Annotated in this window: 24 protein-coding genes, 1 tRNA gene, 1 pseudogene and 1 riboswitch; of the genes and pseudogenes, 21 read left to right on the forward strand and 5 right to left on the reverse strand. The window is 45.8% G+C overall.

The window, feature by feature from the left end; all coding sequences use genetic code 11:
* Nucleotides 1-33 precede the first annotated feature (33 nt).
* The gene (locus KTH90_RS13945) at nucleotides 34-1,482 is read left to right on the forward strand and encodes an aminoacyl-histidine dipeptidase (RefSeq protein ID WP_238726951.1); all 1,449 of its coding nucleotides are present in this window, start codon (nucleotides 34-36) and stop codon (nucleotides 1,480-1,482) included.
* A gap of 122 nt (nucleotides 1,483-1,604) precedes the next feature.
* On the opposite strand, the gene KTH90_RS13950 is transcribed toward KTH90_RS13945, so the two are convergent.
* Entirely contained in the window at nucleotides 1,605-2,033 is a 429-nt protein-coding gene (locus KTH90_RS13950) for a PPC domain-containing protein (RefSeq protein WP_158353813.1), read from the reverse strand.
* A gap of 489 nt (nucleotides 2,034-2,522) precedes the next feature.
* Here KTH90_RS13950 and KTH90_RS25120 point away from each other — a divergent pair.
* From KTH90_RS25120 to KTH90_RS25475, 15 genes and pseudogenes are all read left to right on the forward strand, one after another.
* Nucleotides 2,523-2,684: pseudogene (locus KTH90_RS25120) on the forward strand (AraC family transcriptional regulator); the annotation flags it as partial.
* A 214-nt stretch (nucleotides 2,685-2,898) separates the two neighbouring features.
* Nucleotides 2,899-3,765 carry a M23 family metallopeptidase gene (locus KTH90_RS13960; RefSeq protein ID WP_158353815.1) on the forward strand — a complete coding sequence of 289 codons (867 nt, stop codon included), beginning with the start codon at nucleotides 2,899-2,901 and terminating at the stop codon, nucleotides 3,763-3,765.
* Between the two features lie 81 nt (nucleotides 3,766-3,846).
* Entirely contained in the window at nucleotides 3,847-4,659 is an 813-nt protein-coding gene (locus KTH90_RS13965; RefSeq protein WP_158353816.1) for a GTP pyrophosphokinase, read from the forward strand.
* 16 nt (nucleotides 4,660-4,675) lie between these two features.
* Nucleotides 4,676-6,058: an RsmB/NOP family class I SAM-dependent RNA methyltransferase gene (locus KTH90_RS13970; RefSeq protein ID WP_238726952.1), complete on the forward strand. Its 1,383-nt coding sequence runs from the start codon at nucleotides 4,676-4,678 to the stop codon at nucleotides 6,056-6,058.
* On the forward strand, nucleotides 6,055-6,780 hold the full coding sequence (locus KTH90_RS13975; RefSeq protein ID WP_158353820.1) for a pseudouridine synthase: 726 nt from the start codon (nucleotides 6,055-6,057) through the stop codon (nucleotides 6,778-6,780). The genes KTH90_RS13970 and KTH90_RS13975 overlap by 4 nt, the downstream gene beginning before the upstream one ends.
* A complete protein-coding gene (locus KTH90_RS13980) occupies nucleotides 6,765-7,469 on the forward strand; it encodes an HAD family hydrolase (RefSeq protein WP_158353822.1) in 705 nt (234 codons plus the stop codon). Before KTH90_RS13975 ends, KTH90_RS13980 begins: the two co-directional genes overlap by 16 nt.
* The gene (locus KTH90_RS13985) at nucleotides 7,459-9,537 is read left to right on the forward strand and encodes a YgiQ family radical SAM protein (protein WP_158353823.1); all 2,079 of its coding nucleotides are present in this window, start codon (nucleotides 7,459-7,461) and stop codon (nucleotides 9,535-9,537) included. Before KTH90_RS13980 ends, KTH90_RS13985 begins: the two co-directional genes overlap by 11 nt.
* 44 nt (nucleotides 9,538-9,581) lie before the next feature.
* On the forward strand, nucleotides 9,582-10,343 hold the full coding sequence (locus KTH90_RS13990) for an SDR family NAD(P)-dependent oxidoreductase (RefSeq protein WP_158353825.1): 762 nt from the start codon (nucleotides 9,582-9,584) through the stop codon (nucleotides 10,341-10,343).
* A gap of 37 nt (nucleotides 10,344-10,380) precedes the next feature.
* Complete coding sequence (locus KTH90_RS13995; RefSeq protein WP_158353827.1) at nucleotides 10,381-10,938, forward strand: hypothetical protein; 558 nt, start codon at nucleotides 10,381-10,383, stop codon at nucleotides 10,936-10,938.
* A 15-nt stretch (nucleotides 10,939-10,953) separates the two neighbouring features.
* Entirely contained in the window at nucleotides 10,954-11,901 is a 948-nt protein-coding gene (locus tag KTH90_RS14000) for an RluA family pseudouridine synthase (protein ID WP_158353829.1), read from the forward strand.
* A gap of 193 nt (nucleotides 11,902-12,094) precedes the next feature.
* A complete protein-coding gene (locus KTH90_RS14005) occupies nucleotides 12,095-13,252 on the forward strand; it encodes a cell wall hydrolase (RefSeq protein WP_158353832.1) in 1,158 nt (385 codons plus the stop codon).
* A gap of 337 nt (nucleotides 13,253-13,589) precedes the next feature.
* The gene (locus KTH90_RS14010) at nucleotides 13,590-15,359 is read left to right on the forward strand and encodes an ABC transporter ATP-binding protein (RefSeq protein WP_158353833.1); all 1,770 of its coding nucleotides are present in this window, start codon (nucleotides 13,590-13,592) and stop codon (nucleotides 15,357-15,359) included.
* Entirely contained in the window at nucleotides 15,352-17,139 is a 1,788-nt protein-coding gene (locus KTH90_RS14015) for an ABC transporter ATP-binding protein (protein WP_158353835.1), read from the forward strand. The genes KTH90_RS14010 and KTH90_RS14015 overlap by 8 nt, the downstream gene beginning before the upstream one ends.
* 160 nt (nucleotides 17,140-17,299) lie before the next feature.
* A riboswitch (FMN riboswitch) is annotated at nucleotides 17,300-17,455 on the forward strand.
* A 127-nt stretch (nucleotides 17,456-17,582) separates the two neighbouring features.
* Nucleotides 17,583-18,233 carry an ECF transporter S component gene (locus KTH90_RS14020; protein ID WP_158353837.1) on the forward strand — a complete coding sequence of 217 codons (651 nt, stop codon included), beginning with the start codon at nucleotides 17,583-17,585 and terminating at the stop codon, nucleotides 18,231-18,233.
* Nucleotides 18,234-18,303: 70 nt separating this feature from the next.
* Nucleotides 18,304-18,468 (forward strand): peptidoglycan-binding domain-containing protein, encoded by a 165-nt coding sequence (locus tag KTH90_RS25475; protein WP_408626290.1) that lies wholly within the window; start codon nucleotides 18,304-18,306, stop codon nucleotides 18,466-18,468.
* A gap of 490 nt (nucleotides 18,469-18,958) precedes the next feature.
* Here KTH90_RS25475 and KTH90_RS14025 read toward each other — a convergent pair whose 3' ends face one another.
* Together KTH90_RS14025 and KTH90_RS14030 are read right to left on the reverse strand one after the other, a co-directional pair.
* On the reverse strand, nucleotides 18,959-19,753 hold the full coding sequence (locus KTH90_RS14025; protein WP_158353841.1) for a hypothetical protein: 795 nt from the start codon (nucleotides 19,751-19,753) through the stop codon (nucleotides 18,959-18,961).
* Between the two features lie 121 nt (nucleotides 19,754-19,874).
* Nucleotides 19,875-20,702, reverse strand: coding sequence for a hypothetical protein (locus KTH90_RS14030; RefSeq protein ID WP_158353843.1), 828 nt, complete (start codon nucleotides 20,700-20,702; stop codon nucleotides 19,875-19,877).
* 257 nt (nucleotides 20,703-20,959) lie between these two features.
* On the opposite strand from KTH90_RS14030, the gene KTH90_RS14035 reads away from it, so the two are divergent.
* Both KTH90_RS14035 and KTH90_RS14040 read left to right on the forward strand, forming a co-directional pair.
* Nucleotides 20,960-21,154 (forward strand): hypothetical protein, encoded by a 195-nt coding sequence (locus KTH90_RS14035; protein WP_158353845.1) that lies wholly within the window; start codon nucleotides 20,960-20,962, stop codon nucleotides 21,152-21,154.
* Between the two features lie 2 nt (nucleotides 21,155-21,156).
* Nucleotides 21,157-21,357: a hypothetical protein gene (locus KTH90_RS14040; protein ID WP_158353847.1), complete on the forward strand. Its 201-nt coding sequence runs from the start codon at nucleotides 21,157-21,159 to the stop codon at nucleotides 21,355-21,357.
* A gap of 179 nt (nucleotides 21,358-21,536) precedes the next feature.
* On the opposite strand, the gene KTH90_RS14045 is transcribed toward KTH90_RS14040, so the two are convergent.
* Together KTH90_RS14045 and KTH90_RS14050 are read right to left on the reverse strand one after the other, a co-directional pair.
* Nucleotides 21,537-21,609: transfer RNA gene (locus KTH90_RS14045), tRNA-Thr, on the reverse strand.
* Between the two features lie 220 nt (nucleotides 21,610-21,829).
* Nucleotides 21,830-22,009 carry a hypothetical protein gene (locus KTH90_RS14050; RefSeq protein ID WP_158353849.1) on the reverse strand — a complete coding sequence of 60 codons (180 nt, stop codon included), beginning with the start codon at nucleotides 22,007-22,009 and terminating at the stop codon, nucleotides 21,830-21,832.
* A 244-nt stretch (nucleotides 22,010-22,253) separates the two neighbouring features.
* Here KTH90_RS14050 and KTH90_RS14055 point away from each other — a divergent pair, with 244 nt between their 5' ends.
* From KTH90_RS14055 to KTH90_RS14065, 3 genes are all read left to right on the forward strand, one after another.
* Nucleotides 22,254-23,072 (forward strand): hypothetical protein, encoded by an 819-nt coding sequence (locus tag KTH90_RS14055; RefSeq protein ID WP_158353851.1) that lies wholly within the window; start codon nucleotides 22,254-22,256, stop codon nucleotides 23,070-23,072.
* Nucleotides 23,073-23,551: 479 nt separating this feature from the next.
* Nucleotides 23,552-24,223: an MFS transporter gene (locus KTH90_RS14060; protein ID WP_238726953.1), complete on the forward strand. Its 672-nt coding sequence runs from the start codon at nucleotides 23,552-23,554 to the stop codon at nucleotides 24,221-24,223.
* A 177-nt stretch (nucleotides 24,224-24,400) separates the two neighbouring features.
* Nucleotides 24,401-26,578 carry a DNA topoisomerase III gene (locus KTH90_RS14065; RefSeq protein ID WP_158353853.1) on the forward strand — a complete coding sequence of 726 codons (2,178 nt, stop codon included), beginning with the start codon at nucleotides 24,401-24,403 and terminating at the stop codon, nucleotides 26,576-26,578.
* The last annotated feature ends 146 nt before the right edge of the window (nucleotides 26,579-26,724 follow it).

Raw genomic sequence — 26,724 nt, forward strand, 5'->3', positions numbered from 1 at the left:
TGAAATAAATAAATGAAAATTGGAGGGAAACATATGAGTAAGCTAAGTCAGTTAGAGCCACAGTCCGTTTTTTACTATTTCGAAAAAATAGCAGGAATTCCGCATGGTTCGAGAAACACCGGAGCGATCAGCGATTACTGTGTGGAATTTGCAAAGAAACACAATCTGCGCTATATACAGGATGATAGTAATAATGTGATTATATTCAAAGAGGCATCAGCAGGATATGAAAACGCGGAGCCGGTGGTCCTGCAGGGGCATCTGGACATGGTATGCGTAAAAGATGCCGACGCGGTTATTGATATGGAAAAAGACGGGCTGGATCTTCAGATCGATGGCGATTATGTCTGCGCAAAAGGGACGACTTTAGGCGGGGATGACGGTATCGCCGTAGCTTACTGCCTGGCGGTATTGGCCGACGATACACTGGCGCATCCGCCCATCGAGGCAGTATTTACCACAGACGAAGAGATCGGGCTTCTGGGCGCGGCAGATCTGGACGCCTCTGTCCTGCAGGGCAGGAAATTAATCAACCTGGATTCAGAGGAGGAAGGTATTTTCCTGACCAGCTGTGCGGGAGGCCTGACTGTGACTTGCAGCCTTCCAGCCCAATATACGGAGCGGACCGGTCTGGTCTATGAGTTGAAGATCAAAGGACTTCTGGGCGGCCATTCCGGAATCGAAATCCACAAGGAGCGGTTGAACGCGAACAAGCTGATGGGACGGCTCCTTTACAACATCGGGGATGAGATGGAATTTTCTCTGGCCGCCCTAAACGGTGGGGTAAAAGACAACGCGATCCCTTCTTCAGCCTGTGTAACCCTAATAATAGAAGAAGGGGAAGCAGAGCATCTGGAAAGCGTCGTCACCAGATTGGAGAAAATCGTACAGCACGAATATAAGTCCAGCGATCCTGATATCAAAATAGAGCTCGAACGGATCGGAAACGAAACGAAAAAAGTCCTGAATGTAAAGAACCAGGAATGTATCGTATTCTTTCTGATGCACGCGCCAAACGGCGTGATCCGCTGGAGCATGGACATCGAGGGACTGGTACAGACATCCCTGAACTTAGGGATCATGGAACTGACCGACGAGTGCTGCAACTTAAGTTTCGCGGTCCGCAGTTCTGTAGAGACGGAAAAAATATTTCTGGCTCAAAAGCTACAGTATCTGGCCGAGTTCCTGGGTGGAGTATACGAGGAGTCCGGAGACTATCCGGGATGGGAGTTCCGCAAAGAATCCCCGCTGCGGGATATGATGGTACAGACCTATGAAGATCTCTTCGGGAAGAAGCCGGCGGTGGAGGCGGTACATGCCGGTCTGGAATGCGGTGTGTTTATCGGAAAAGTACCGGACATGGACTGCATTTCCCTGGGACCGGATATGATCCATGTGCACAGCCCTCAGGAAAAACTGAGTATTTCTTCCACTAAGAGAATGTGGGATTTCCTGGTTGCCGTACTGAGAAACTGCAGATAATCTGAAGAAAAGGAACAAAGGATCTGTTCCGGACAATCTGTCTCAACTGCTTAGCAGGTTGTTGAGACAGTGATGATGGAAAGATTCCGGTTCCTTTTTTATTTTTTTGCTGATGACAAGGTTTATTCGATCGCTAAGGATATCGTTCCGCCGGGCCTGCTGACTGTCAGAACCACGGTATAGGTGCCGCCCTTTGTGACGGGAACCTTTATCGTATTTTGATCCGCAGCACCTGCGCTCGTATTTTCTGAAGCATACAAGGATTCCTCGTCTTGGTCATATATATTTATATCCACGAATCCCTGTAGATCGGACAGATCAATCACAAACGCATCCGCCTCTTGCATTTTAAAAATGATATGCTGTTCCCCTTCCTGATCCAATTTCAAATGACAGGAACTGCCTTTCCCCTCTGTATAAGGTATTTTCTCATCCAATGTTTGATCCATATCGGCAGTGGTATCTGCGCTTTTACCCGTCCCACTGCCACATGCGGCACATAAGAAACAACCTGTAAATACTAAAATCAACAGCACCTTTTTTGTTAACATAATAGTACCACCTATTTACATAAATTAAATTCAGATTTCCATAATAAATGTGTGACTGAGATAGTGATTCCATCCATGCTTAGCAATTGCGCAGAGCGCGGCTATATATAATTGTAGTATTATCTGACGGCAGTGTCAAATAATTCTCTAGTAATCCTCTGATAATTCTCCATTAGTGCTGCATAAAAATTCTTAAATACGTTACATAAATATCAGCTCATTGACATAATATGTATATTTTTGGATGCGAACGGGGATAAAATACAGCAAGTAAAATCAAGTAATACGCTCTCGATTTCTTTATAATAAATGACAGAGTGGTCGAAACGAGGTAAACAGACGAATGTACGAGTGGCAGAAGCAAATTCAAATAATCGTTGAGAAAATTCAAAGAAATATCGGGAATGCAATTCAGGGACTATCTGCGGCATAGAAAGTTAGCCTTTGCGTTAAAAGAGGTGCGTGATCGTGAAAAAAGTATTTTGGAGTTATGGCGTATGTCTGCCCTTTGATTATAAAGGAGATGTACCGCCGCAAATGCTCATGATGGATGTTCCCGAAGCCGAGTATATTGTTTTTGAGCATGGGCCCTTCGATTATGAGCAGGAAAACCGAAGCGTGGAAGAAAATATTGAAAAGGCAATGGCAGATTTACGGACCGTGAATCGTAACGAAGTAATATAAATTATAGAGAAATAACCTGATAACCCGGAACAATAATAGGAGAGCAGTGACTGAGGTCAGCTGCTCTATATTATTGTTTATTTTTTGAAGATGCCGCTTTAAATAATCCCTCCGGTATGGTTCTACCAGGACAGGCCTGATCATATAATAATAAGGACGGACTTCGAAATAAGGGAAATGCATGAAGCGTTCTTTACTGTTGTATATACTTGGAATCTTTTTTCTGGGCATCCTGACCGTGCTGGGCACGAATTCCCTCCACGAGTACGCGGCCCTTTCCCTTCTGAATGATGCGGTAAATGAAAGCGAAGATTTCCGCAACCAATGGCTGAGCGAAGAAGTAAGCGGGGAATTGGACGTATTTTGCGGGGAACAGGGGATATCCAGAGGAGATCTGCTGACGATTCTCATGCTGGATCACCGATTTGACCTGACAGGCGTGGATCTTAAAAACTATGGAAAAGAACAGTATTCCGACAGCCTGCACAACCAATGGGGACGAAAACCGGAGGCTTTGCAGACACTTCGGGAAAGCTATGAAGCGATCTGGGATGACCTGGTATATTTTCCGGTACCGGAATCCACAGTGAATGACGAGGCGACGGTGGCCTTTGATAATTCCTGGATGTTTGAGCGGACTTTCGGCGGAAAGCGGGGGCATGAGGGAACGGATGTGATGGCCGGTATGAATCAGAGGGGCTACTACCCGGTCATCAGCATGACAGACGGTGTGATCGAAAATATTGGCTGGCTAACGCAGGGCGGTTATCGGATCGGTATCAGGGGGCCTCACGGCGCTTACTATTATTACGCCCATCTGGCGGAATTCGCCAGGGAGTTTCCCAAAGGAACCCAGGTGCGGGCCGGTGAGCTGATCGGCTACATGGGAGACACCGGATACAGCGAAATCGAAGGTACCACCGGTAATTTTGATGTCCATCTGCACGTGGGAATTTACATACGAACGAAAGACTCACCAGAGATGAGTGTAAATCCCTATTGGATTTTGAAGTACCTGGAAAGCCATAAGCTTTCCTATGCATTTTAATGCTTATTTATGCAAAATTTTCGTCAATAGTAGCGGGAGTGAAGCATCCATGTTATACTATAGGCTGAAGGAGAGGGTAGTATGGAAATACAATTATGGAGAGAAATACTAGATCCTTATGAACTGGCAGTAAAAGAGCTGGTGATTAAGTTTAAGCACCTGATTAAGGAACACAGAGATAATAACCGGTATTCCCCCATCGAGCAGGTGGAAGGCCGGGTGAAAACCATATCCAGCATCCTGGAAAAATCGTTAAAAAAGGGAATCCCGCTGGAAGATATCGAAGAGAAGATCGAGGATATCGCGGGAATCCGGATTATCTGCCAGTTCGTGGAAGATATCGACCGGGTGGTGGAGCTGATCCGGGGCCGCGGCGATATGGAAATCAAAAGTGAAAAAAATTATCTGGCTCACAGCAAAGAGAGTGGTTACAGAAGTTATCATGTCATCGTGTACTATCAGGTGGAGACCATAAACGGGCCGAAGAAATTACAGGTTGAGATCCAGATCCGGACTTTGGCTATGAATTTCTGGGCCATTATTGAACATTCTCTTCAGTATAAATATGAGAAAAACATACCGGAACACATCCGCAGGCGCTTAAGCGCGGCAGCGGACGCGGTGGATATGCTGGACAACGAGATGTCCAGTGTGCGGAGCGAGATTATGGACGCCCAGAATTCCTTTCAGATTCAGGCGAATATTGTGGCGGATATCCTGAATAATATTGAAAACTTATATAAAGTGTTGAATAAACGGGAAATCAAAAAGATACAGGATGAATTTTACCAGATTTACACGATGAATGACTTAAACCAGCTGGAGCGTTTTGACAAGCAGCTGGACCAGGTGGCGGAAGGCTACCGGGCACAGGCATTATCGGGATTACGATGAGATAGGAGCGAAACGAATGCAGTTACCAAGTACGTTTGCCGGGCGGATGGAGAAGATCCTGGGGGCGGAATACGATGAATTTATGAAAAGTTACGAACAGAAGCGTCTATATGGCTTAAGAGTGAATAACCGAAAGATCAGTACGGAGCAGTTTTTAAAAATTGCTCCGTTCCATCTGACCAGGATTCCCTGGATCGAAAACGGGTTTTATTATGATGGGGAGGATCAGCCGGGAAAACATCCCTATTATTCGGCGGGCCTGTACTATCTGCAGGAGCCCAGCGCCATGACGCCGGCCAATATCCTGCCGGTGAAACCGGGGGAACGGGTGCTGGATCTGTGCGCCGCGCCCGGCGGGAAGTCGACAGAGCTTGGTGTGAAGCTGAAAGGCCAGGGACTCCTGGTAGCCAATGATATCAGCGCGTCCAGAGCGAAAGCCCTGCTTAAAAATATAGAATTATTCGGAATACCGAACGCATTGATTACCAGCGAGCCGCCGGTGAATCTGATGCGTTATTTTGGCGCTTATTTTGATAAAATACTGATCGACGCGCCCTGTTCCGGGGAAGGAATGTTCCGGAAGGATCCTTCCATGGTCAAAAGCTGGGAGAAAAACGGGCCTGAATTCTATGCGAAGATCCAGCGGGAAATTATCCTGCAGGCGGCCGCTATGTTAAAGCCTGGGGGGATGATGCTGTACTCCACCTGTACTTTCTCTGCGGAGGAAGATGAGGGTACCATTGAGTATCTGCTTTCCGAAGATCCCTCCTTTCATGTGATACCGGTCACCGGCCGGTATGAGGGATTCGCGCCTGCTAAACCGGAGCTGGTGGGCGGACGGGAGGAGATCCGGGGCTGTGTAAGGATCTGGCCTCACCGGATGAACGGGGAAGGCCATTTTGTGGCGCTGCTGCAAAAGGATGGATCAGGCGCGCAGGAAGCCCCTAAGGGCGATTCGGCCGCCCACAGGATTACCGAATTCCCGGAACTGGCAGAGTTTTTAAGACCAATGCAGACAGGTCTGGATCTGGCCCTTCTGGAGGTGCGCCAGGAGAAGATATCCGCCCTCCCAGCAGAAATGGGCGATTTAAAAGGGCTGCACTACCTGAGAACGGGGCTGTATCTGGGGGAATTAAAAAAGAAACGCTTTGAACCCAGTCAGGCATTTGCCATGGCGCTAGAGAAGGAAGCCTTTCCGGCCACAATCTCTTTACCTGCGGATGATATCCGGGTCCGGAAGTATCTGAAAGGGGAGACGATCGATGTGTCCGGCCTGCCGCTTGATCCCTCAGGTTCCTGGCAGATGGTCTGCGTGGACGGTTATCCGCTGGGGTGGGGAAAACTAGCTGGCGGAAAATTGAAGAATAAATATCATCCGGGATGGAGATGGCAGTCATGAAGGCGCTTCGGTTAGACAAATATCTGTCCGACTTAGGCCGCGGGACCCGCTCACAGGTAAAGGATTTCATACGGCAGGGGCGTGTGACGGTAAACGGAACCGTGGTAAAAGCCGCGGACCGGAAAGTGATGCCGGGAACCGATGTGGTTGCCCTGGATGGCATGACATTGGACTATGAAGAATTCGAATATTATATGCTGAATAAACCAGCCGGTTGTGTTTCGGCCACGGAAGATCCGAGGGATCCCACTGTTGTGGGGCTGATTACCGGTTCCAGCCGCCGGGATCTCTTTCCCGTGGGGAGACTGGATAAGGATACGGAAGGGTTGCTGCTGATCACCAATGACGGCGAACTGGCCCACCGCCTGCTGTCACCGAAACACCATGTACCGAAAACTTATCTGGCCAGGATCGATGGACCGGTGACCCAGGACCATATCCGGCTGTTTCAGGAGGGCGTTAATATTGGAGAAGAACGCCCGGCACTTCCGGCGGATCTGCGGATCCTGAAGTCAGCTGAGCATGACGCCCTGGTGGAGTTGACGATCTGTGAAGGTAAATTCCACCAGGTGAAAAGAATGTTTGAAGCAGTGGGAAGAACTGTGGTATATTTAAAGAGACTTTCGATGGGAAGCCTGCTGCTGGATCAAGACCTTAAGCCGGGCGAGTACCGGAATTTGACGGAAGAGGAAAGGAACAGATTACTTTGTTACAAGAAATAAACGCGGTTATTTTCGATCTGGACGGAACCCTGATTGATTCTATGTGGATGTGGAAGGAAATTGATATCGAATACCTGGACCGTTTCGGCATTTTGCTGCCCCAAGGGCTTCAGGATGATATAGAAGGAATGAGTTTTACGGAAACCGCCGGATACTTTAAGGAGGTCATCGGAATTCCGCTGTCTCTGGAAGAAATCAAGTCGGACTGGATCCGGATGGCCATGGATAAGTATGAAAGCCAGGTGCCGCCCAAGGACGGTGCTTTCCGCTTCCTTAAGTATCTGAAGGAACACAAGATCAGGACAGGTATCGCGACCAGTAATTCCATGGATCTGGTAGATGCGGCGATGAAAGGAAACCGGATGGGAGAGTTCTTCGACGTGATCCTGACCGGATGCAGCGTGGCCCACGGGAAACCGGCTCCGGACATCTACCTGAAAGTGGCCGGCGAGCTTCAGGTGGAGGCAAAGAGCTGTCTGGTCTTCGAGGATGTGCCCAAAGGGATCCTGGCCGGGAAAAATGCGGGTATGCGGGTATGTGCGGTGGAGGATGATTTCAGCGCGCATTTAAGGACGCAGAAAAAGCAGCTGGCCGACTATTATATCCGGACCTATGACGATATCTTTGATCAAACCTATGAGGTACTGACGCATAATAATACTTATGAGGTACAGACACATGATAAATGAAAAGAACTACCTGCCGGTTTCCAGAGCCGAGATGGAGGCGAGAGGAATCCGGCAGTTTGATTTTGTCTATATAATTGGGGATGCCTATATCGATCATCCTTCTTTCGGTTCTGCCATTATCAGCCGGATTCTGGAGTCACATGGCTACCGGGTGGGTATCATTTCCCAGCCCGACTGGAAAGAAAAAGAGAGTATCGCGGTTTATGGTGAGCCAAGGCTGGCCTTTCTGGTGTCGGGCGGCAATATGGATTCCATGGTAAACCATTACACGGTGTCTAAGAAACGGCGGAGCGCGGACTCCTACACGCCGGGCGGTATCATGGGGAAAAGACCGGACTATGCGGCGGTGGTCTACTGTAACCTGATCCGGCAGGTCTATAAGAAAACCCCCGTGATCATCGGCGGGATCGAAGCCAGCCTTCGAAGGCTGGCTCATTATGATTACTGGTCCAACCGGATGAAGCGTTCCATACTGCTGGACTCCGGCGCAGATCTCATCTCTTATGGTATGGGGGAGCGTTCTGTTGTGGAAATCGCAGATGCCCTGAACGCGGGAATCGCGGTGAAGGATATCACTTATATCGACGGGACGGTCTACCGGACCAAAGATCTGTCTTCCGTATATGACTGCCAGGTGCTGCCTTCCTTTGAGGAGCTGGCCGCGGATAAGAGGAAATATGCGGAAAGCTTTTATACACAATATTGCAATACAGATCCGTTTACCGGAAAAAGGCTGGCAGAACCATACTCCGATCATCTGTATGTGGTTCAGAATCCGCCTTCCAAGCCTCTGTCCCAGACAGAGATGGATGATATCTACGCGCTGCCTTATATGAAATCTTATCATCCTTCCTATGAAAAAGACGGCGGCGTGCCGGCAATCGCAGAAGTGAAATTCAGCCTGATCAGCAACAGAGGCTGCTTCGGAGGATGTAGTTTCTGTGCGCTGACTTTTCACCAGGGACGCATCGTGCAGACCAGAAGCCACGAATCTATTCTTAAGGAAGCGCTGGAGCTGACGCAGGAACCGGATTTTAAAGGGTATATCCATGATGTGGGCGGCCCCACCGCTGATTTCAGACAGCCTTCCTGTGAAAAACAGCTGACCAAAGGAGTATGTAAGGAGCGGCAGTGCCTGTTCCCGAAGCCCTGCCCGAATCTGAAAGCGGATCATTCGGATTACCGGACGCTATTGCGCAGGCTTCGTGAGATTCCAGGTGTGAAAAAGGTGTTTATCCGCTCGGGAATCCGTTTTGACTATGTGCTGGCGGACCGGGATGAGGGATTTTTAAAAGAGCTGTGTGAATATCATGTCAGCGGCCAGCTGAAAGTGGCGCCGGAGCACGTATCAGACGCAGTGCTGGCAAAAATGGGAAAACCGCCCCATGATGTCTATGTCCGTTTTGCCGACCGGTACCGCCGGATCAATGAGAAGCTTGGGAAAAAGCAGTATCTGGTTCCCTATCTGATGTCTTCCCATCCGGGATGTACGATGAAGGAAGCGGTAAAACTGGCGGAGTTCCTGCGGGATCTGGGCTATATGCCGGAGCAGGTCCAGGATTTCTATCCGACTCCGTCTACGCTGTCCACCTGCATGTATTATACGGGGATCGATCCCAGGACGAAGGAGCCGGTGTATGTGCCGGTAAATCCCCATGAAAAGGCGCTCCAGAGAGCTTTGATCCAATATCGGAACCCGAAAAATTATGATCTTGTGGAAGAGGCCTTGACAATTGCCGGCAGAACCGATTTAATCGGATATGAGAAGAATTGTCTGATCCGGCCCCGCAAGAACGCGCAGCAGGGCAGAAAACCTGGAGGATCTGATGCGGTGCGAAAGGATCTGGGAAGAAATTCTGCAATGAGGAATTCTTCTGGAAAAAATGCCTCGGCAAGCAGGTCTTCGACAGGGAAAACTTCGGGGAAGATAGCTCCAGCAGACAAGTCTCCAAAAAATAAATCTACGGGAAGTAGAGTACAGAAGGATGATTATCAAGGCGTGAAGACGCAAGGGGTGAAAAATCAGAACAAGAAAACAATTCGTAATGTTCATAAGAAAAAATTCTGAATAAGTAATGAGGTTGACATAAAAATATTACAGGAGGTGTTAAAATGGTGATAGCGGTAATTACGGGTGCGTCTTCCGGTATGGGACGGGAATTCGTACGGCAGATTGCTGAAAAATATCCGAAGCTTCAGGAAATATGGGTGATTGCCAGAAGAAAAGAGAGGCTGGAGGAGTTAAAATCTCAGACACCGGTCCGGCTTCGGATTTTGGACTATGATTTGACGAAAGAGCGTTCGATCTGGGACTTGGAGAGAATGTTATATGAAAAAAAGCCGAAGATCAAGCTGCTGGTCAATGCAGCCGGTTATGGAAAAATCGGGCATTTTCAGGAGCTCACTTATCAGGACAATGCAGGGATGATCGAGTTAAACTGCCGGGGACTCACGGCTGTCACCTACGCCTGCCTGCCCTATATGCTCCCTAACGGCCGTATTATCCAGCTGGCCTCCTCCGCGGCGTTTTTACCCCAGCCGAATTTTGCGGTCTATGCAGCCAGCAAATCCTATGTGCTCAGTTTTTCCAGGGCACTGGGGAGGGAACTCAGAGACAAAAAGATTACAGTAACTGCGGTATGCCCAGGTCCGGTGGATACAGAATTTTTTGATGTGGCGGAGCAGAAAGGGCAGACGGCTTATGTAAAAAAATTAGCGATGGCAAAGGCGCCCCGGGTGGTTGCCAAAGCATTAAAAGACGCCGCCTGTGGGAAAGAGATATCTGTATACGGAGCCTTGATGAAAGGCACGCATCTGGCGGCGAAAATCCTGCCGCACAGGGTGCTTTTATCCCTGATGGGAATTATATTTTAACAATAGTAGAAATTCAGAAACGAAAGAGGAGTTCCAATTGAAAATTCAAAAAGGTGATTACGGTTATATAAAACATCAAAAGAAGATAGAGATACTAAAGACTTCTGTCATGTTCGCCCTGGTCCTAATCATTTTTATCGCAGGCTATGTTACAACCAAGACAAGGCTCAACCTGTTTACACTGGTCGCTGTGCTGGGCTGTCTGCCGGCCAGCAAGGAGCTGGTATCCCTGATCATGATCCTGCCCAGGAAAGGCCTTGGGCCCGGACTATATGAAAAGATAAGTCCTAAAGTGAAAAAGTCCTCCGTTGCATATGAAATGGTAATGACATCTTATGAGAAAACCATGCCTTTGGACTGCATGGCGATTCTGGGTAATACGATGATTGGTTATGCCGGCAGTGAAAAGGCAGACGTCTCCCTTCTGGAAAAACATCTCCGGGATATCTGTAACGGCAATAAATATAAAGTGTCGATTAAAATATTCAAAGATCTGGATGCTTTTCTGGATCGATTGGCACAGTTGGAAGACAAAGGGGAGCCTTCTGAGCTTCAGGATGCAGTTCTGAACACCATGAAGGCTGTCTCCTTATGAGGTATATAGGAAAATATGAGAGAAGTGAAAATAAAGGCCAACGAGGCCGGTCAGCGATTGGACAAATGGCTGTCCAAATATATGAACCAGGCGCCGAAAAGCTTTTTCTATAAAATGCTCCGCAAAAAAAACATTACCCTGAACGGGAAAAAAGCTGACGGCAGCGAACGGCTGGCCGAAGGTGATGAAATAAAGCTTTTTCTTTCCGAAGAAACGCTGGAAAAGTTTTCAAAGTCAGATATGATATATGTCAAACCGAAGCTTTCCATCATTTATGAGGACGAACATATCCTGATACTGAATAAACCGGCCGGTATGCTGTCACAGAAGGCAGAACCACAGGATATATCTTTGAACGAGCATCTCTTATCCTATCTGATGAAAACCGGCCAGTGCACAAAAGAGAGTCTGCGCCATATCCGCCCTTCCGTCTGTAACCGTTTGGACCGGAATACCAGCGGCCTTATTGTGGCTGGAAAAACAATTCCGGGATTGCAGGTCATGGCCGCAGCTTTAAAAGACCGGAGCCTTCACAAATTCTATCACTGCATTACTGCTGGAGAACTGTCTGAATCCAGCAGGCTGGAAGGATATCTGATAAAAGATAAACAGACGAATCAGGTCATGATCACGCGGCAGGAGACGCCCCAGGCCGCCTACATACAGACGGAGTACAGGCCCCTGCTTTATACAAATGACTGGACCAGGCTGGAAGTAAAGCTGATCACCGGACGTTCCCATCAGATCCGTGCCCATCTGGCCTCTGTCGGGCATCCGATCATAGGGGACTGTAAATACGGGGATGGCGGAATCAATCAAATTTACAGGAAGAAATACAAGATTACGCATCAACTATTACATTCCGCCAGGATGGAATTCCCGCAAATCAAAGGAGAACTGTCCTATCTTTCCGGTAAAGTGTTCGAAGCGCCGGAGCCGAAAGAATTCCAATATTTTACCTGAACATGATTTTCAGGATTATTATCACGGATTGTACAGAAAAAGCAGAATTCAGCAGAAAACTTGTCAGAACGCTTGTTTTATAGTAGTATAGGGATGGAACAAAACCTTAGAGAAAGACAGGAATAAGGAGGTACAAGGTACCTTTTTTCCGTAAAAATGTATGGAGAGGCAAATGTGCCACTGGAGGTAAAGAATGAAAAAATGGAAAAGAGCGGTGACTCTGCTGCTCGTATTCGTTTTATTTATCATAAGCTCCCTGACAGTATATGCGACCAGCAGTACATCCGATATGATCAAGCAGAAAGAACAGGAAAAGAAAGATACGGAATCGGACCTGCAGGATACAAAGGACCAGATCGACGATCTGAAAAACCAGAAGGGCGGTCTGGAAACTGACCTGAATAATCTAAACAGCGAACTGTCCAAGGTAAACGACAAGATAGAGGAGCTAAGCACGCAGATTACGGCCAAGGAAGAGGAAATCCGTGTTACCCAGGAAGAGCTGGAAGCTGCCAGACAGACAGAAGAAGAGCAGTACGAAGCCATGAAAAAGAGAATCCAGTATATGTACGAGCATCGGAATACCAGTATGCTAGAGATTCTCGTAGAGGCGGACGGCGTAGCCGATCTTCTGAACCGTGCGGACTATTACACGCAGATGGCTTCCTACGACCGGGCTATGCTGGAAAAATTCCAGCATACCAAGGCAGATATCGCCCAAAAAGAGGTCGATCTGACACAGGAACAGGCAGATCTGGAAAGCCTGAAGGAAGAAGCCGATCAGCAGCAGAAAAAAATCCAGACACTGGTGGACAATACTTCGAATAAAATCTCCCAATATAAAGGCATGATATCAGACGCGGAGCAGAAAGCCGAAGAGTATGAGCAGCAGATCCAGCAGCAAGAAGGAACCCTGGACGAACTTCGCCAAAAATATGAGCAGGAACTGGAAATAGCCCGACGGGCCAGGGAACAGGATAAAAACAATCCGAACAGCGACTACGTGATCGATCCGGGAAGTGACCTGGCAGCCCTGGCCGCCATCATCGAATGCGAAGCCGGAGGGGAGAGTTACGAGGGAAAGATCGGAGTTGCCAACGTTGTATTAAACCGTGTACGCAGCGGTTCTTACCCCAACACCGTCATGGCGGTAATCACCCAGCCCCGGCAGTTCACTCCGGTTTCCAGCGGCCGTTTCTATATGGTACTGGAGCGGGGAGCGGCGGGAAGCTGTATCCAGGCAGCCCAGGATGCCCTGAATGGGACCAACACGGTAGGGGATGCCCTCTACTTTAGAACTGTCATCCCTGGTATCGATGGGCAGATTATTGGAAATCATATTTTCTACTGATACATTTTATGTTGTAAGCTACGGCAGGAGTTACCATTCTCGGCCGCTTGGGAGGGGACTGGCATCTTTCGGCTGTAAAGCCAAACCTTTATAGTAACTGCGTAGAGAAAGGGGCCTGTCCCCGGATGTTGACCGGAGTTCATCCGGCATCCGGGGACAGGCCCCTTTCTCCACCCAGTTGCTGTTCGGTTTGGATTTACAGCCGAAAGGTGCCAGTCCCCTCCCAATAGCTGTGAATGGCAACGGTTCAGAAAAAACAACTTGACTATCGCCCAACCCGATAGTGTATGCTATAAGATACATGTAAAATTTGCAATAGATACGGGAGTACAATGACATGAAGCTGATTTTGAATTACCTGAAGAATTATAAGAAAATATTTTTGTTAAATGTGATCTCTGTATTTGGCTTTGCTTTGGTGGAACTGGGGATTCCTACCATTGTGGCCCGGATGATCGACCAGGGTATATCGAACCAGGACACCGCTTATATCTGGAAGATGGGCGGAGTGATTTTAGTAATATCTCTGGTTGGCGTGACAGGAACGATCCTGTTGGGATATTGTTGTGCCTATTTGTCTACATCGGTGGTCAGAGACCTGCGAAATGATATTTTCCGAAAGACCCAGACATTTTCACACAGTGAGTTTAACCGGTTTGGGACCTCGTCGCTGATTACCAGAACCAATAATGATGCGTTCCAGATTCAGATGTTTATGAATATCCTGCTGCGGACCGCTTTGATGACGCCTGTGATGATCGCAAGCAGTATCATTCTGGTACTGAAAGCTTCCCTGCGGCTCTCTATGGTGATTCTGGCTACGATTCCTCTTATTATACTGGGCGTAATCATAGTGGCTAAAATATCGGAATCGATCAGCGAAAACCAGCAGAATTCCCTGGAGTGGATCAATCGTATTTCTAGGGAGAATCTGAGCGGAATCCGGGTGATCCGGGCATTCACAAATGACAATTATGAAAAAAAGAGGTTTGACGAAGCGAACTTGTCGTATATGAAGTATTCGAAACGGCTTTTCAAACTGATGTCTGTTACACAGCCGATCTTTTTTCTGCTGATGAATCTGGCCGGTATGCTGATCTACTGGCTTTCCAGTATTCTGATTAACCAGAATTCGCTACAGGTCGGTCAGCTGGTCGCTTTTATGGATTATCTGTTCCATGTAATGTTTTCGATTATGCTGTTCTGTCTGGTATTTATGATGTATCCAAAGGCTCAGGTCAGTGCGCGGCGGATCACGAAGGTTCTTAAGACCACGCCTTCCATCCCCACACGGATTCCCGGTCAGAAAGACGGGACGGAAAGCGGGAATGCCGATTCCTCTGATTTGGATAAAATAGATATAAAAGAGGTTCGGTTCGAGCATGTTACATTCGTCTATCCGGATGGGGAAGAAGCAGTGTTGAAGGATGTGTCTTTCGCTGTGAAAAGGGGAGAGACGATTGCCTTTATAGGGAGCACCGGATCGGGTAAGAGTACATTGATCAATCTGGTTCCGCGGGCATATGATGTCACGGAAGGCAGCGTATTGATTAACGGTGAGGATATCCGTAAGCTGCCCAGCCAGGAACTGCGGCAATCGATCGGCTTTATTCCCCAGAAGGCCATGCTGTTCGGCGGTACCATAGCGGAGAATATCCGTTACGGAAAAAAAGACGCGTCTATGGAAGAAGTGGCTCATGCGGCGAAAGTAGCCCAGGCCTATGATTTTATCATGGAAAAAGGCGGATTTGAGGAATTGATTACGGAGAATGCTACGAATGTGTCCGGGGGACAGAGGCAGAGATTATCCATCGCCCGGGCGCTTGTCAGGCGTCCGGATGTCTACATATTCGACGACTCTTTTTCCGCACTGGATTTTAAGACGGACGCAAAGCTTCGCAGGGAGCTAAGGAAGGAAACGAAGGAAGCGATCGTTATGATCGTGGCCCAGCGTATTTCCAGTATCGTGGACGCTGACAGGATTGTGGTGTTAAATGAGGGCAGTGTGGTGGGAATCGGAACGCACCAGGAACTGATGAAGGATTGTCAGATCTATCGGGAAATTGCATTATCTCAGTTAAGTGAGGAGGAATTGGCCAATGCTTAAAAAATTCAGACATATGGCTGAGACTGTCCTGAAGCTCAAACCCTTTATAGCGCCGTATAAATGGAGCTTTCTGGGCGCTATGTTCATGGCGGTATTCGGCGTGGGCGCCATGACGCTGGCCCCTACGGTGGAAGGTATGATTACGACTCAGCTGGCAAAGGATACATCGCATATTTTAAAAGGGGAACCGGGTGCAGGGGTACATTTTGATGTGATTCTTAGAATCCTGGCGGTATTGCTGGTGATCTATCTGATCAAGACACTGGCTCAGATTGTCGGCACTTTCTGGTTGACTAACTCGATACAGAATGCCATGCACGATTTAAGAAATGAGGTTCAGAATAAGGTGCGCCGGCTTCCGGTACGCTATTTTGACAACCATAAATTCGGTGATATCTTAAGCCGCGTCACAAATGATGTGGAAACGGTGTCGAATGCGCTTCAGCAGAGCTTTATACAGATTGTTACAGGAGTTCTGACTCTGGCCCTGGCCATCACCATGATGTTTACCATTCAGCCGCTGATGGCTTGTATCTCGATTCTGATTATCCCGATCAGCCTGATCATAACCCGGGGTGTGGTCAGACGCAGCCAGAAGCAGTTTAAAGCACAGCAGGATTCCATGGGAGCGTTAAACGGAACCATCACGGAGCTATATGGGGGCTACAATGAAATCCTGCTGTTCGGAAAACAGGAAGATTCGATCCGGCAGTTTGAAGAGGTTAATGATGAACTGCAGAAGCACGCGTTTAAGGCCCAGTTTGTATCTTCTTTGATGAATCCGCTGATTTCGCTGACCACTTATCTGTGTATCGGAAGTATCGCCGTACTTGGATGCTTTCAGGTGATATCCGGAAATATTACCGTCGGTAATCTCCAGGCATTTATCCGTTATATCTGGCAGATCAACGATCCGCTGTCCCAGGTGTCCCAGCTGTCAACACAGCTTCAGGCGGCTTTCGCTGCCCTGAACCGGATCTATGAGGTGCTGGAGGAGGAAGAGGAAGTGGCAGAAGCGGATCCGCCGGTTCAGCTAAGCCAGGTTAAGGGAAATGTAACCTTTGATAATGTAACCTTTGGCTATGGGGATACGCCGGTGGTGCAGAATCTGAATGCTCAGATTAAAGCAGGTCAGATGGTTGCCATCGTCGGCCCGACCGGAGCCGGAAAGACGACGCTGATCAATCTGCTGCTTCGGTTTTATGATGTGGAAGGCGGAAGCATACAGATCGATGGAGTGGATATCCGGGATATGAGACGGGAAGATTTAAGAGCTCTCTTTGGCATGGTGCTTCAGGATACCTGGCTGTTCTCTGGAACGATTTATGACAATATCCGCTACGGCCGGCTGGATGCCCGGAAGGATCAGGTGATCAATGCCGCCAAGCTGGCGAATGTCCATCATTTTATCCGAACCCTGCCAAGAGGTTATGATATGATGATCAACGAGGAAGGCAATAATATTTCCCAGGGTGAAAAACAGCTGCTGACCATCGCCAGGGCGATCCTGAAGGACCCGAAAATCCTGATCCTGGATGAGGCCACCTCATCTGTGGATACCCGGTTGGAGAAAATGCTTCAGAATGCGATGCATAAGGTGCTGGAAGGACGCACCAGTTTCGTCATCGCCCATCGTCTGTCTACGATCAAAAATGCGGATATGATTATGGTGCTGCATGACGGTAATATCGAAGAAGTAGGGACACACGAAACGCTGATGAAGAAGCGGGGATATTACGAGCAGCTGTATAATTCACAGTTCGCGGCGGCGCAGGAGTAGAGGCTTGTGCAGGTGCCGGCAACTGTTGGATGGAACAGGATGGGGATGGATTCGGTGGACCAGGATGGACTCGGGGTGGGCCAGGATGGATTTGAATGGACACAGAGGGATTGACAGGAGATATGTTGAGGCTTATAATTATAACAAACATTTGAATATCGGATGTCTTCAGGGCAGGGTGACTTAAAGTGCTTCGCACTTTTAGAATTCCCGATCGGCGGTATAGTCCGCGAGCGTGTAAGCGCAGGTGCTTTCGAGCACAGGATTTGGTGAAATTCCAAAACCGACAGTATAGTCTGGATGAAAGAAGGCGTGTTGAAATATTAAGAAAAACCGGCTGGTAAAAGAGCCGGAGTTTTCGCAAGCTGGAATTTTAACACCTGGAGGACATGTCTTTCAGGTGTTTTTATATTCCATAAACTTTTTCAGAGGAGGACTAAAGTATGAATGCGAGAACAAAGAAACTGACAACGGTGGCGATGCTGTGCGCGATCGCCTATCTGGTAATGGTGATCGGGAGAATACCGGTCGTATTGTTTCTGAAATACGATCCAAAGGATGTTATTATAACCATGGGTGGTTTTATGTTCGGGCCAATCGCTTCACTGGCAATCTCGGTGATCGTATCCCTGGTAGAAATGTTCACAGTTAGTGATACAGGAATAATCGGGTGTATTATGAATATCCTGTCATCCTGTTCGTTTGCGTGCACGGCGGCTGTGATCTATAAGAAGAAGCATACAGTGGGCGGAGCGGTAGGAGGTTTGGCCGTGGGACTTGTTCTGATGACGGGAATTATGCTTCTTTGGAATTATTTTGTCACGCCGATTTATATGGGGTATCCAAGGGAAGCGGTTGCAGAATTACTAATTCCGGCATTTTTGCCGTTTAACCTGCTAAAAGGCGGTTTAAATGCTGCGATTACGATGCTGATCTATAAACCGTTGGTTACGGCCCTGAGAAAAGCAAGGCTGATTCCGGAATCCACCGGACATTCCAGTAAGCAGTCAGGAAAGATTGGAATCGTGCTGGTCTCGGGACTGGTACTGGTCAGCTGCATACTGCTTGTTCTGGTTATGAAAGGTGTACTGTAATATCAGGGTCTGTTTAATCAGAAATAGGGTCTGCTTAATTAAAAATAGGATCTGCTGCTCTGGCGTCACAGTGGATTGGGCACAGAAGCGCTTAAACGAGCTGTCAAGCGCTGGACTTGAAGAAGATGGAGAATATGGCCCAGCGACCGAAAATGCGGTGGAGAAGCGCCAGAGGACGGCAGGATTGAAAGCAGATGGTCTTTGTGGTCCAAAGACGATTGGTGGTCTGATATAAGACATAAATTTAGAGCATCCGAAAGGGTGCTCTTTTTTTGATGGATGCTTCCAATAATTACCATTGGATCAAGTAGAAAAACTAAATATGATAGATATATGGAGGTATGATAATATATGGAGAAAGACATTTTATCAGAGATGATTGAAAAGCAATATCAGACGCTGGAAAAGCATAGCCGTATTATGGCCACACCTATACTCAATGGATCATACCATGCGTCTTGTCAATCATATATTAATGAGAAAGGGAAGCTGGCTCCATGGCGGATCAGCTTTGAAAGCGATGGATTATTACATATCTGGAACAATATACGAATATCGTCATGCCATAATTGGGGTCTGTGCCGTGTTTATACTGGTCTCACACGTGATGAAGTATTCCATTATCGATTTAGGTTGAAATAATACAAATTAACCTGTAAGTGGGAATTAAAAATACTATTAAATTCCACCTCTAAAACAGTCTATCTAAAAGAATAATTGGCCACTCATTTTTTGAGCGGCTTTGCGGTTAAAGACAAGTAAATAAAAACACCTATTAATATAATAAAAATTATACAATCAATAATAAATCTACCATTCTGGTTCCAATTTATATTGTTTTTTACTGTAATATTATATTTAATTAATTTTTTATATTCCGTTTTGTCGCTATAATTATGATAATAAACAATTGTTCCTTCTTCAACGGTATCATCTATTGCTCTATAAGACAACATAAAGCACCCAAAAAGCAATGAATTAGGCATAATCCCGTATTTTGCCGGAAAAGAAAAACAAATACTATTAGAATCTACGTGTGAAGGGGCCTCGGTTTCAAGTAATTTTTTAACACAAAAATCTGTTTTTGAATATGCGGCGCCATAGAATTCAAAAGAATTTGTATTTTTAAAATTATAATTATATCCAAGACGATCTTCATTTAAAATATTAATAAATCTATTGCTTTTGCACCAATCATAAAAGAATACTATGTTGGTTTCTTGTTGATCAGAGTTTTTAAAGGCGAAATAAATAAGTCGCAAATCTGGATCTTTATCGTCAACTGTCACGTTTCTTGTTTTATCAAATTTAACGTTCAAAAATTGTGAAGAATCATAGATATTTTTATTATTAATTTTATCATGTATTAATTGTTTTTGATAATCATTTAACTCGCTGATAATATCTGACGGGATATTTAGTTCTTCCAAATAATTATTAGTCATTGTATCTGCTTTGATATCTACATTAATATATATAATAGTAAAGGTAAAGAATATTAAAAACAAAAATCTTTTCAAAAATATCCCCCCTATTTTCAGAACAAATTTCTGATATAATAGGCCAATATTAACTTCTAAAAGCTAATTATTGGCCTATTATTCTTGTATTACTTATAACATATTTGACAATAATTTATTGTCATTCTACTGCATAGTTATTGTCAGAGCTATAATAGAACATATATCCTCTTGTATCTGCATTATTTGTAGATACTGAAACACCAAGGCCGGCATATCCGAAATCAATTGAGACATTACCTAAATAATGTGCATATTGAAGTGAAATTGGAGAAACAGTGTGAGATACTCTATTAAAATTAGGTATAAAATATAGTAAAACTTCCCCATAGGAGTTAAATGAAGGATAATAGCCATATGATAGTGGTATGTCGAAACCGAGACCACCTGAATTAAGTAAAGCGGGCGTTGTTACTGTCTCAATATCAACGTTTTGACCATTTACAAGCGTACAAGCATAAGCAGCAAATCCTATATAATTGAAGAGGTTACTGTCCCAATTAATAGTTATTGCATCTCTATTTCTAACAACAGGGGTATTGAGCCAATTATATGCTATATAAACTTCAACACTTGATATATCCATACTCCAATCGGCTTCAACATAATTTGTATAAATGGCAGTTATACTTAAATCTGACTCTGCAATGGTACCTCTAGTTTGAGGTTTATCAACTAATGCCCCGCTTTCATCAAATGATAGAATTTGTGTTTCAGAACCTGCATATTCTACTATTTTACCATTAGAGTTTTCTTGAATTGATTGGTATAGTGTGTGTACCTGATGGTCATTTAGTTTATCCAATACTTCTTCCGGATACCCTAAAGTATTCAGATATAATCTTTCATGAACTTCAACGTTTTCAGAAGCCATGGCTGATGTAGCAAATAAAAGCGTTAATAATATCGTGCTAAGAATCAAAGACATTAATTTCTTATACAGTTTCATATGAATCCCTCCTTAAAATGTTAGACGTGTTTTAAACATTCATTTTTAGGTTAGTAACTTATTAACACTGCGCAATGTTTAATTACATATTACTATTTATTTTTAGAATTTTAGAATAAGGTGCTTAAATGACATATATTGACTTTATATTTTAGAATTGCAAATTTATTATCGTCTAAATTATATTATTTATCTTATTTGAAAATGTGGTACCGCTCTAGGATTTTTCCTAACAATCCGGGGGAAGGGAGGACGAAATGTCATCCTCCCTGCCGCCAATTCAAAGTGCAGACGTACGAAATTCCTTCGTCCGGAAATACGACGAGGAGGTCATTGATCAGGTAAGGCAGTGGTACTGTGACAATGGCTATCCCAGGGACATCGAATATATGCAGGTGGATGGGCAGAAGAAAGCCTACCATGTGATCTTCCGGGAAGCGGAGGTGGCGTGATCATGGGCCTTAGGGAGGATATGGAAATAAACATGCTTCAACCGGTTATAGGTATCAGCGGCACTAAGATGAAAGAAGTGTTTGATGAATGGATCGAAGAATATGGTTTTGAGAACATACACTTCATTTGTTCATTGGCATACAATTTGGGAGAGATTCACGGTAAGCGATTTGATCGGATAAGAAGGAAGAAGTCGGCATAAAATATGGATGGCATTGTACCCGGTAACTGGTGCAGTGCGTTTCTCGTTTATATGCTTTATTATATGAAGAAAGAACGTTAGTCAAATGTTAGTCAAGGCCCTAAATAACATCTGTTTTTTATACATTATGTTATCACTAAATTTCAAAAAACCCCTGATAAAATCAGAGGTTTCCAAACAGCTGGAAATCAGATTTGAACTGACGACCTACGCATTACGAGTGCGTCGCTCTACCGACTGAGCTATTCCAGCATATCCAATTTTCCCGGCCGAAAACAGCCACATCCATTATTATACTCATTTTAGAAAAATATGCAAGACTTTTTTTACAAAATCACCTAAATTTCTCATCGATGTTTACTATTCACAGCCAACTGGGAGAGGACAGGCCCCTTTCTCCGCATAGCCGCTTGAAAATTTAGCGCTACAACCGAGAGATGCCAGTCCCCTCCACACCCTCTTATCCCTGTATCTATGAAGGGCCATCTATATGATTCTGTTCCATATTGTCCAATGCGTACTCACAGCATTGAACCACCAGCTGATTAAAACTGATATCATTTTCAAATGCAAGTCTCTCCAGATTTTGTATCAGATCATTAGGCATCCGGATTGTTTTGTTCGATGATTTCATTTTTTTTATTTCAAACATATCATCACCTCCATTAGGGTAATTTTATAAGGAAATAAACATTTATAAATACAAGCAAAATTATAAGTAAATATGCAATTAAAATAATATTGCATATAATTTCAAAAAAGTTTATAATTTTAGTAGTTTTGTATTTCGGCATACAAACAGAATTCGAAATAGGACAGAAATTATTTTTATGTTTTCCTGTAGTACCGGGTAATATTCCGGATGTTTCAACTTAGCGCCAGGAGGTAAGCAGTATTTGGATACAAAAGAAAATATATTATTTTTTCGGAACGCATGCACGATGGAGCTTGTCCTTCGGGAACTGCGAAATGAGATTCCCTATAGCCGTATACACCGAGATAAAAAACAGCAGAAGAGTGATAACTGCTGGAAAAAAGAGTCTGATAAACCCGGATTTCTGTTGTTTATGGCAGGATGGGGAACGGCCAGTGCTATCCTGATTCTTTTTGTTTTTGTTATGGGAATCATAGCATCATTTGCAGAAGAGAACATAGGAATTGCGATTACAAAAGGAATATACACCCTGGAATGGCTGCCGATCAGACTTTATGCATGGGTTCATCAGGAAACCATTTTCCTTAATAACTATCTTCCGATTCTGGGAATCACACGGATTTTTTTATTATATCCGCTATTGATGGCAACCCTCTTTTGGATGATTCTCTATCTGTCCGGTGTATGCTGTTACGTATGGAAAACCTATGGGGTTACACAACTGCGGATCCGATCAGGAGAAACATTATTAAGAAAGATCTACGCTTCAGGACCAATGGAACCCAAATACCGAAATGTACAAAATGTATGTCAGCTTTATCACTGGTTCCAAAAACATAACGGGACTAAATGGAGAGAAGTCCTGGCCCGGTTTCAGAACAGTAAGTTCCAATATAGCCAGGAAGAACTGGACCGCGCATACCAAATGCTTATGGATGTGTGGAAGGAGACAGCGGGGCAATCGAAGCTGGAAGGTAAAGACCAAATTTCAATCCAAACGGACTTCTACAGCCTTTCGGTTCTTCAATATCTGAGAAAATGCAAATTGATAGAGAACTGATCTTCATGATTGCCGTGCAATCGTGATATAATATCGCCAGAAATGATAGAGAAATAGAAATGTTAACAAAAGTATTAATTGAGAGGCTATAGAAACAAAAGGAGGCATTAACCGGCATATTGTTTACTATCCGTTTAAGATAACTACAAAAAATCAGCAGCAGTTCTGCTATAAAGGATTTTTTTGTTATGCTTATTTTCGGATGGATGAGGGATCATGTGTGGTACGGCTTCTTTCAGGTACAGTATTCTTGATACGTCTATTTTATGCAGACAATTCCTTTACAGGGTTGCCTGCATTTTTTGTACCTATTATGACTGAGAACTTATGACACGAGGAAAAGTCACGGTTGAACAAATAAATTATTCACCAGTACCTTAATTAGCAGCTTTGCTGCGAACCCGCCCATTGGGCATATAGTGAGAGCACTTGTCAAAGGATACCTATATGTGCTGGAAAATGCACGCATGGAGGAAACAATGCAAAAAAAACAAGAACAACACAATTGGAAGAAGCAGATTCTAATGTTTCTGATCAGTCAGAATCTTTCCATCTTTGGATCATCAGTGGTAGGATTCTCCATCATATGGTATGTAACTTTAAAGACCTCATCCGGATTCTGGATTACGCTGTCAGCGATAGCTTCCCTGATCCCTCAGGTATTGATCTCCCTGTGGGCCGGAGTGATCGCGGACCGATACAACCGGAAAATGATTATTATGCTGGCTGACGCATTTACGGCCCTTGCCACATTCGCCGCATTCCTGGCTTTCCAGGCCGGTCATGAAAGCCTGTCGCTTTTGATGGCCATATCCTTTCTGCGTTCCATGGGGCAGGGCTTCCAGAGCCCTGCCGTCAATGCGCTGTATCCGGATATTGTTCCGGAGCATCAGCTGGTGCGGATAAACGGGATCAACCAGACGATAAACAATATCCTGTTACTGATCTCTCCCGCGGCAGGAGGCGTGATACTAGGAACCCTGGGCATAAAATGGGCATTCTGTATTGATGTCATAACGGCCGCTGCCGCTATCGGGATTATGTCCGGCATGAAGATAAAAAAGAAAATACTTTATCTGCGGTTTACTGCTGGTCGCCGTAGGACTGCTTTTTCGAAACAGCGCCCAAAAAGCTCTGCGGGAGACAAATAGGTAAAAGCAGTACTGAATCCGCAAAAGTCTGGGAAAAAAGCCAGAGAAAAAGCTGGAGAAAAAGCAGGGAAAAAAGACCGAAGGAAATGCCGGAGGAAAATAGCTGGAAAGTATTGACTTCTGATGATGGGGAATGCGATACTGGAACACAGTGAGAATAAGACAAAGGAGTATAGTATGAAATCATTAATAATCGCTGAAAAGCCATCCGTTGCCAGGGATATCGCTCGTGTATTAAAATGCGGACAGAATCAGGGCGTTCTGGAGGGAAGCCGCTATGTGGTGACCTGGGCTTTGGGACATCTGGTCACCCTGGCCGATCCCGAAGCTTATGATGGCAAATATAAGGAATGGAAATTAGAAGACCTTCCTATGCTTCCAAAGCATATGGAGCTGGTCGTCATCAAGCAGACTGCCAAACAGTATCAAACGGTAAAAAGCCAGATCAACCGGAAGGACATCAATGAAATCATTATCGCCACAGATGCCGGAAGAGAAGGGGAACTGGTAGCGCGCTGGATTCTGGAAAAAGCCAGAAATCAAAAACCGGTAAAACGTCTCTGGATCTCATCTGTCACCGATAAGGCGATCCGGGAGGGATTCGCGCACCTGCACGACGGAAAGGAATATCTCAACTTGTATGCCGCCGCCCAATCCCGGGCAGAAGCCGACTGGCTGGTGGGGATTAACGCTACCCGCGCGCTGACCTGCAAATATAACGCCCAGCTATCCTGCGGAAGGGTTCAGACTCCGACACTGGCCATGATTGCCAAAAGAGAGGAGGAGATCCGGAACTTTAAACCCCAGGAATACTATGGACTGGCTGTGACGGCGGGGAAAGTGCTCTGGCACTGGCAGGAGGCCCCGAACGGTTCCATGCGTACCTTTCAGAAAGAGCGGATCGAGAAAGCAGCCGATATGGTTCGGAATCAGAAACTGACCGTGACCGCAGTTGAAAAGACAGCCAAAAAAACCAACGCCCCCGGACTTTATGACTTGACGGAGCTTCAGAGGGACGCCAGCAAACGTTTTGGTTTTTCGGCGAAAGAAACCCTGAATATTATGCAGCGCTTATATGAGAACCATAAGGTTCTGACCTATCCCCGGACAGATTCCCGTTATATCAGTACGGATGTGGTAGATACCCTGCCGGAACGAATCCGCTCCTGTTCTTTTGGGCCCTATAAGAAACTGGCGGGACCGCTGCTGACAAGGCCGGTAAAAGGAAACAAGTCCTTCGTGGACAATGCCAAGGTCAGCGATCATCATGCCATCATCCCGACCGAGCAATTCGTACAGATGGAACATATGACGAACGAAGAAAAGAAAATCTACGATCTGGTAGTGCGGCGTTTCCTGGCCGTTCTATACCCGCCCTTTGAATATGAACAGACCGTAATGAAGGCTGAGATTCGGGGGAACCTGTTTCAGGCCAAAGGCAAAGTGGTAAAGAAAGCCGGCTGGAAAATCGTATACGATACCATGGAACTGGAAGAAGACGAAGATGCAGTCGGTTCTCTGCCGGATCTGCAGAAAGGCTCTGTGTTCCCGGTAGAGGAAGAACGTATCACGACCGGAAAGACGGCGCCGCCGCCCAGATTCGATGAGGCAGCGCTGTTAACCGCGATGGAAAACCCTGTAAAATACATGGAAACCAAAGACCGGGAAGCGGTTAGGACCATAGGAGAAACCGGAGGATTAGGAACTGTAGCCACCCGGGCGGATATTATCGATAAATTGTTCCATACGTTCCTGATGGAAAAAAGAGGAAAAGAAATCTATCTGACCTCCAAGGCAAAGCAGCTCCTGGAGCTGGTACCGGACGATTTGAGAAAGCCGGAACTGACCGCCGCCTGGGAGATGAAGCTATCTGATATCTCTAAGGGAAAGCTGAGAAAAGAGCAGTTTCTAAAAGACATCCATACTTACACCCAGACGCTGATATCGGAAATAAAAACCGGGGACGGAACCTTCCGTCATGATAACCTGACGAACACCAAATGTCCGGTCTGCGGAAAGCGGATGCTCTCCGTCAATGGAAAAAACAGCAAAATGCTGGTATGTCAGGACCGGGAATGCGGCCACCGGGAAACCATATCCCGGACATCCAATGCCCGATGCCCCAAATGCCATAAAAAGATGGAGCTGGTGGGAAAAGGAGAAAACGAGACCTTTATCTGTGTGTGCGGCTACAAAGAAAAGATGAACGCTTTTAAGTCCCGGCGCGAAAAAGAGGGCGCGGGCGTCTCCAAACGTGACGTACAGAACTATATGAAGAAACAACAGAAGGAAGCTGACGAACCGATAAATAATTCCCTGGCGGCTGCGCTTTCTAAGATTAAGGATCAATTGTAAAATTAAACCTGTCTATGGGGCCGGATTGGGCTGGCGTAAGGAGCAGTGCCAGCCCAATCCGGCTTTGGCGATTCGTGAAATTCCTGTGCAAGAAGTTTTGTGGGCACGAGGAGTTTCCGCCTGTTTCAGAATCTTTCCCAATTTAA

It is taken from the genome of Diplocloster modestus (genome assembly GCF_019042245.1).
GTDB lineage: Bacteria > Bacillota > Clostridia > Lachnospirales > Lachnospiraceae > Diplocloster > Diplocloster modestus.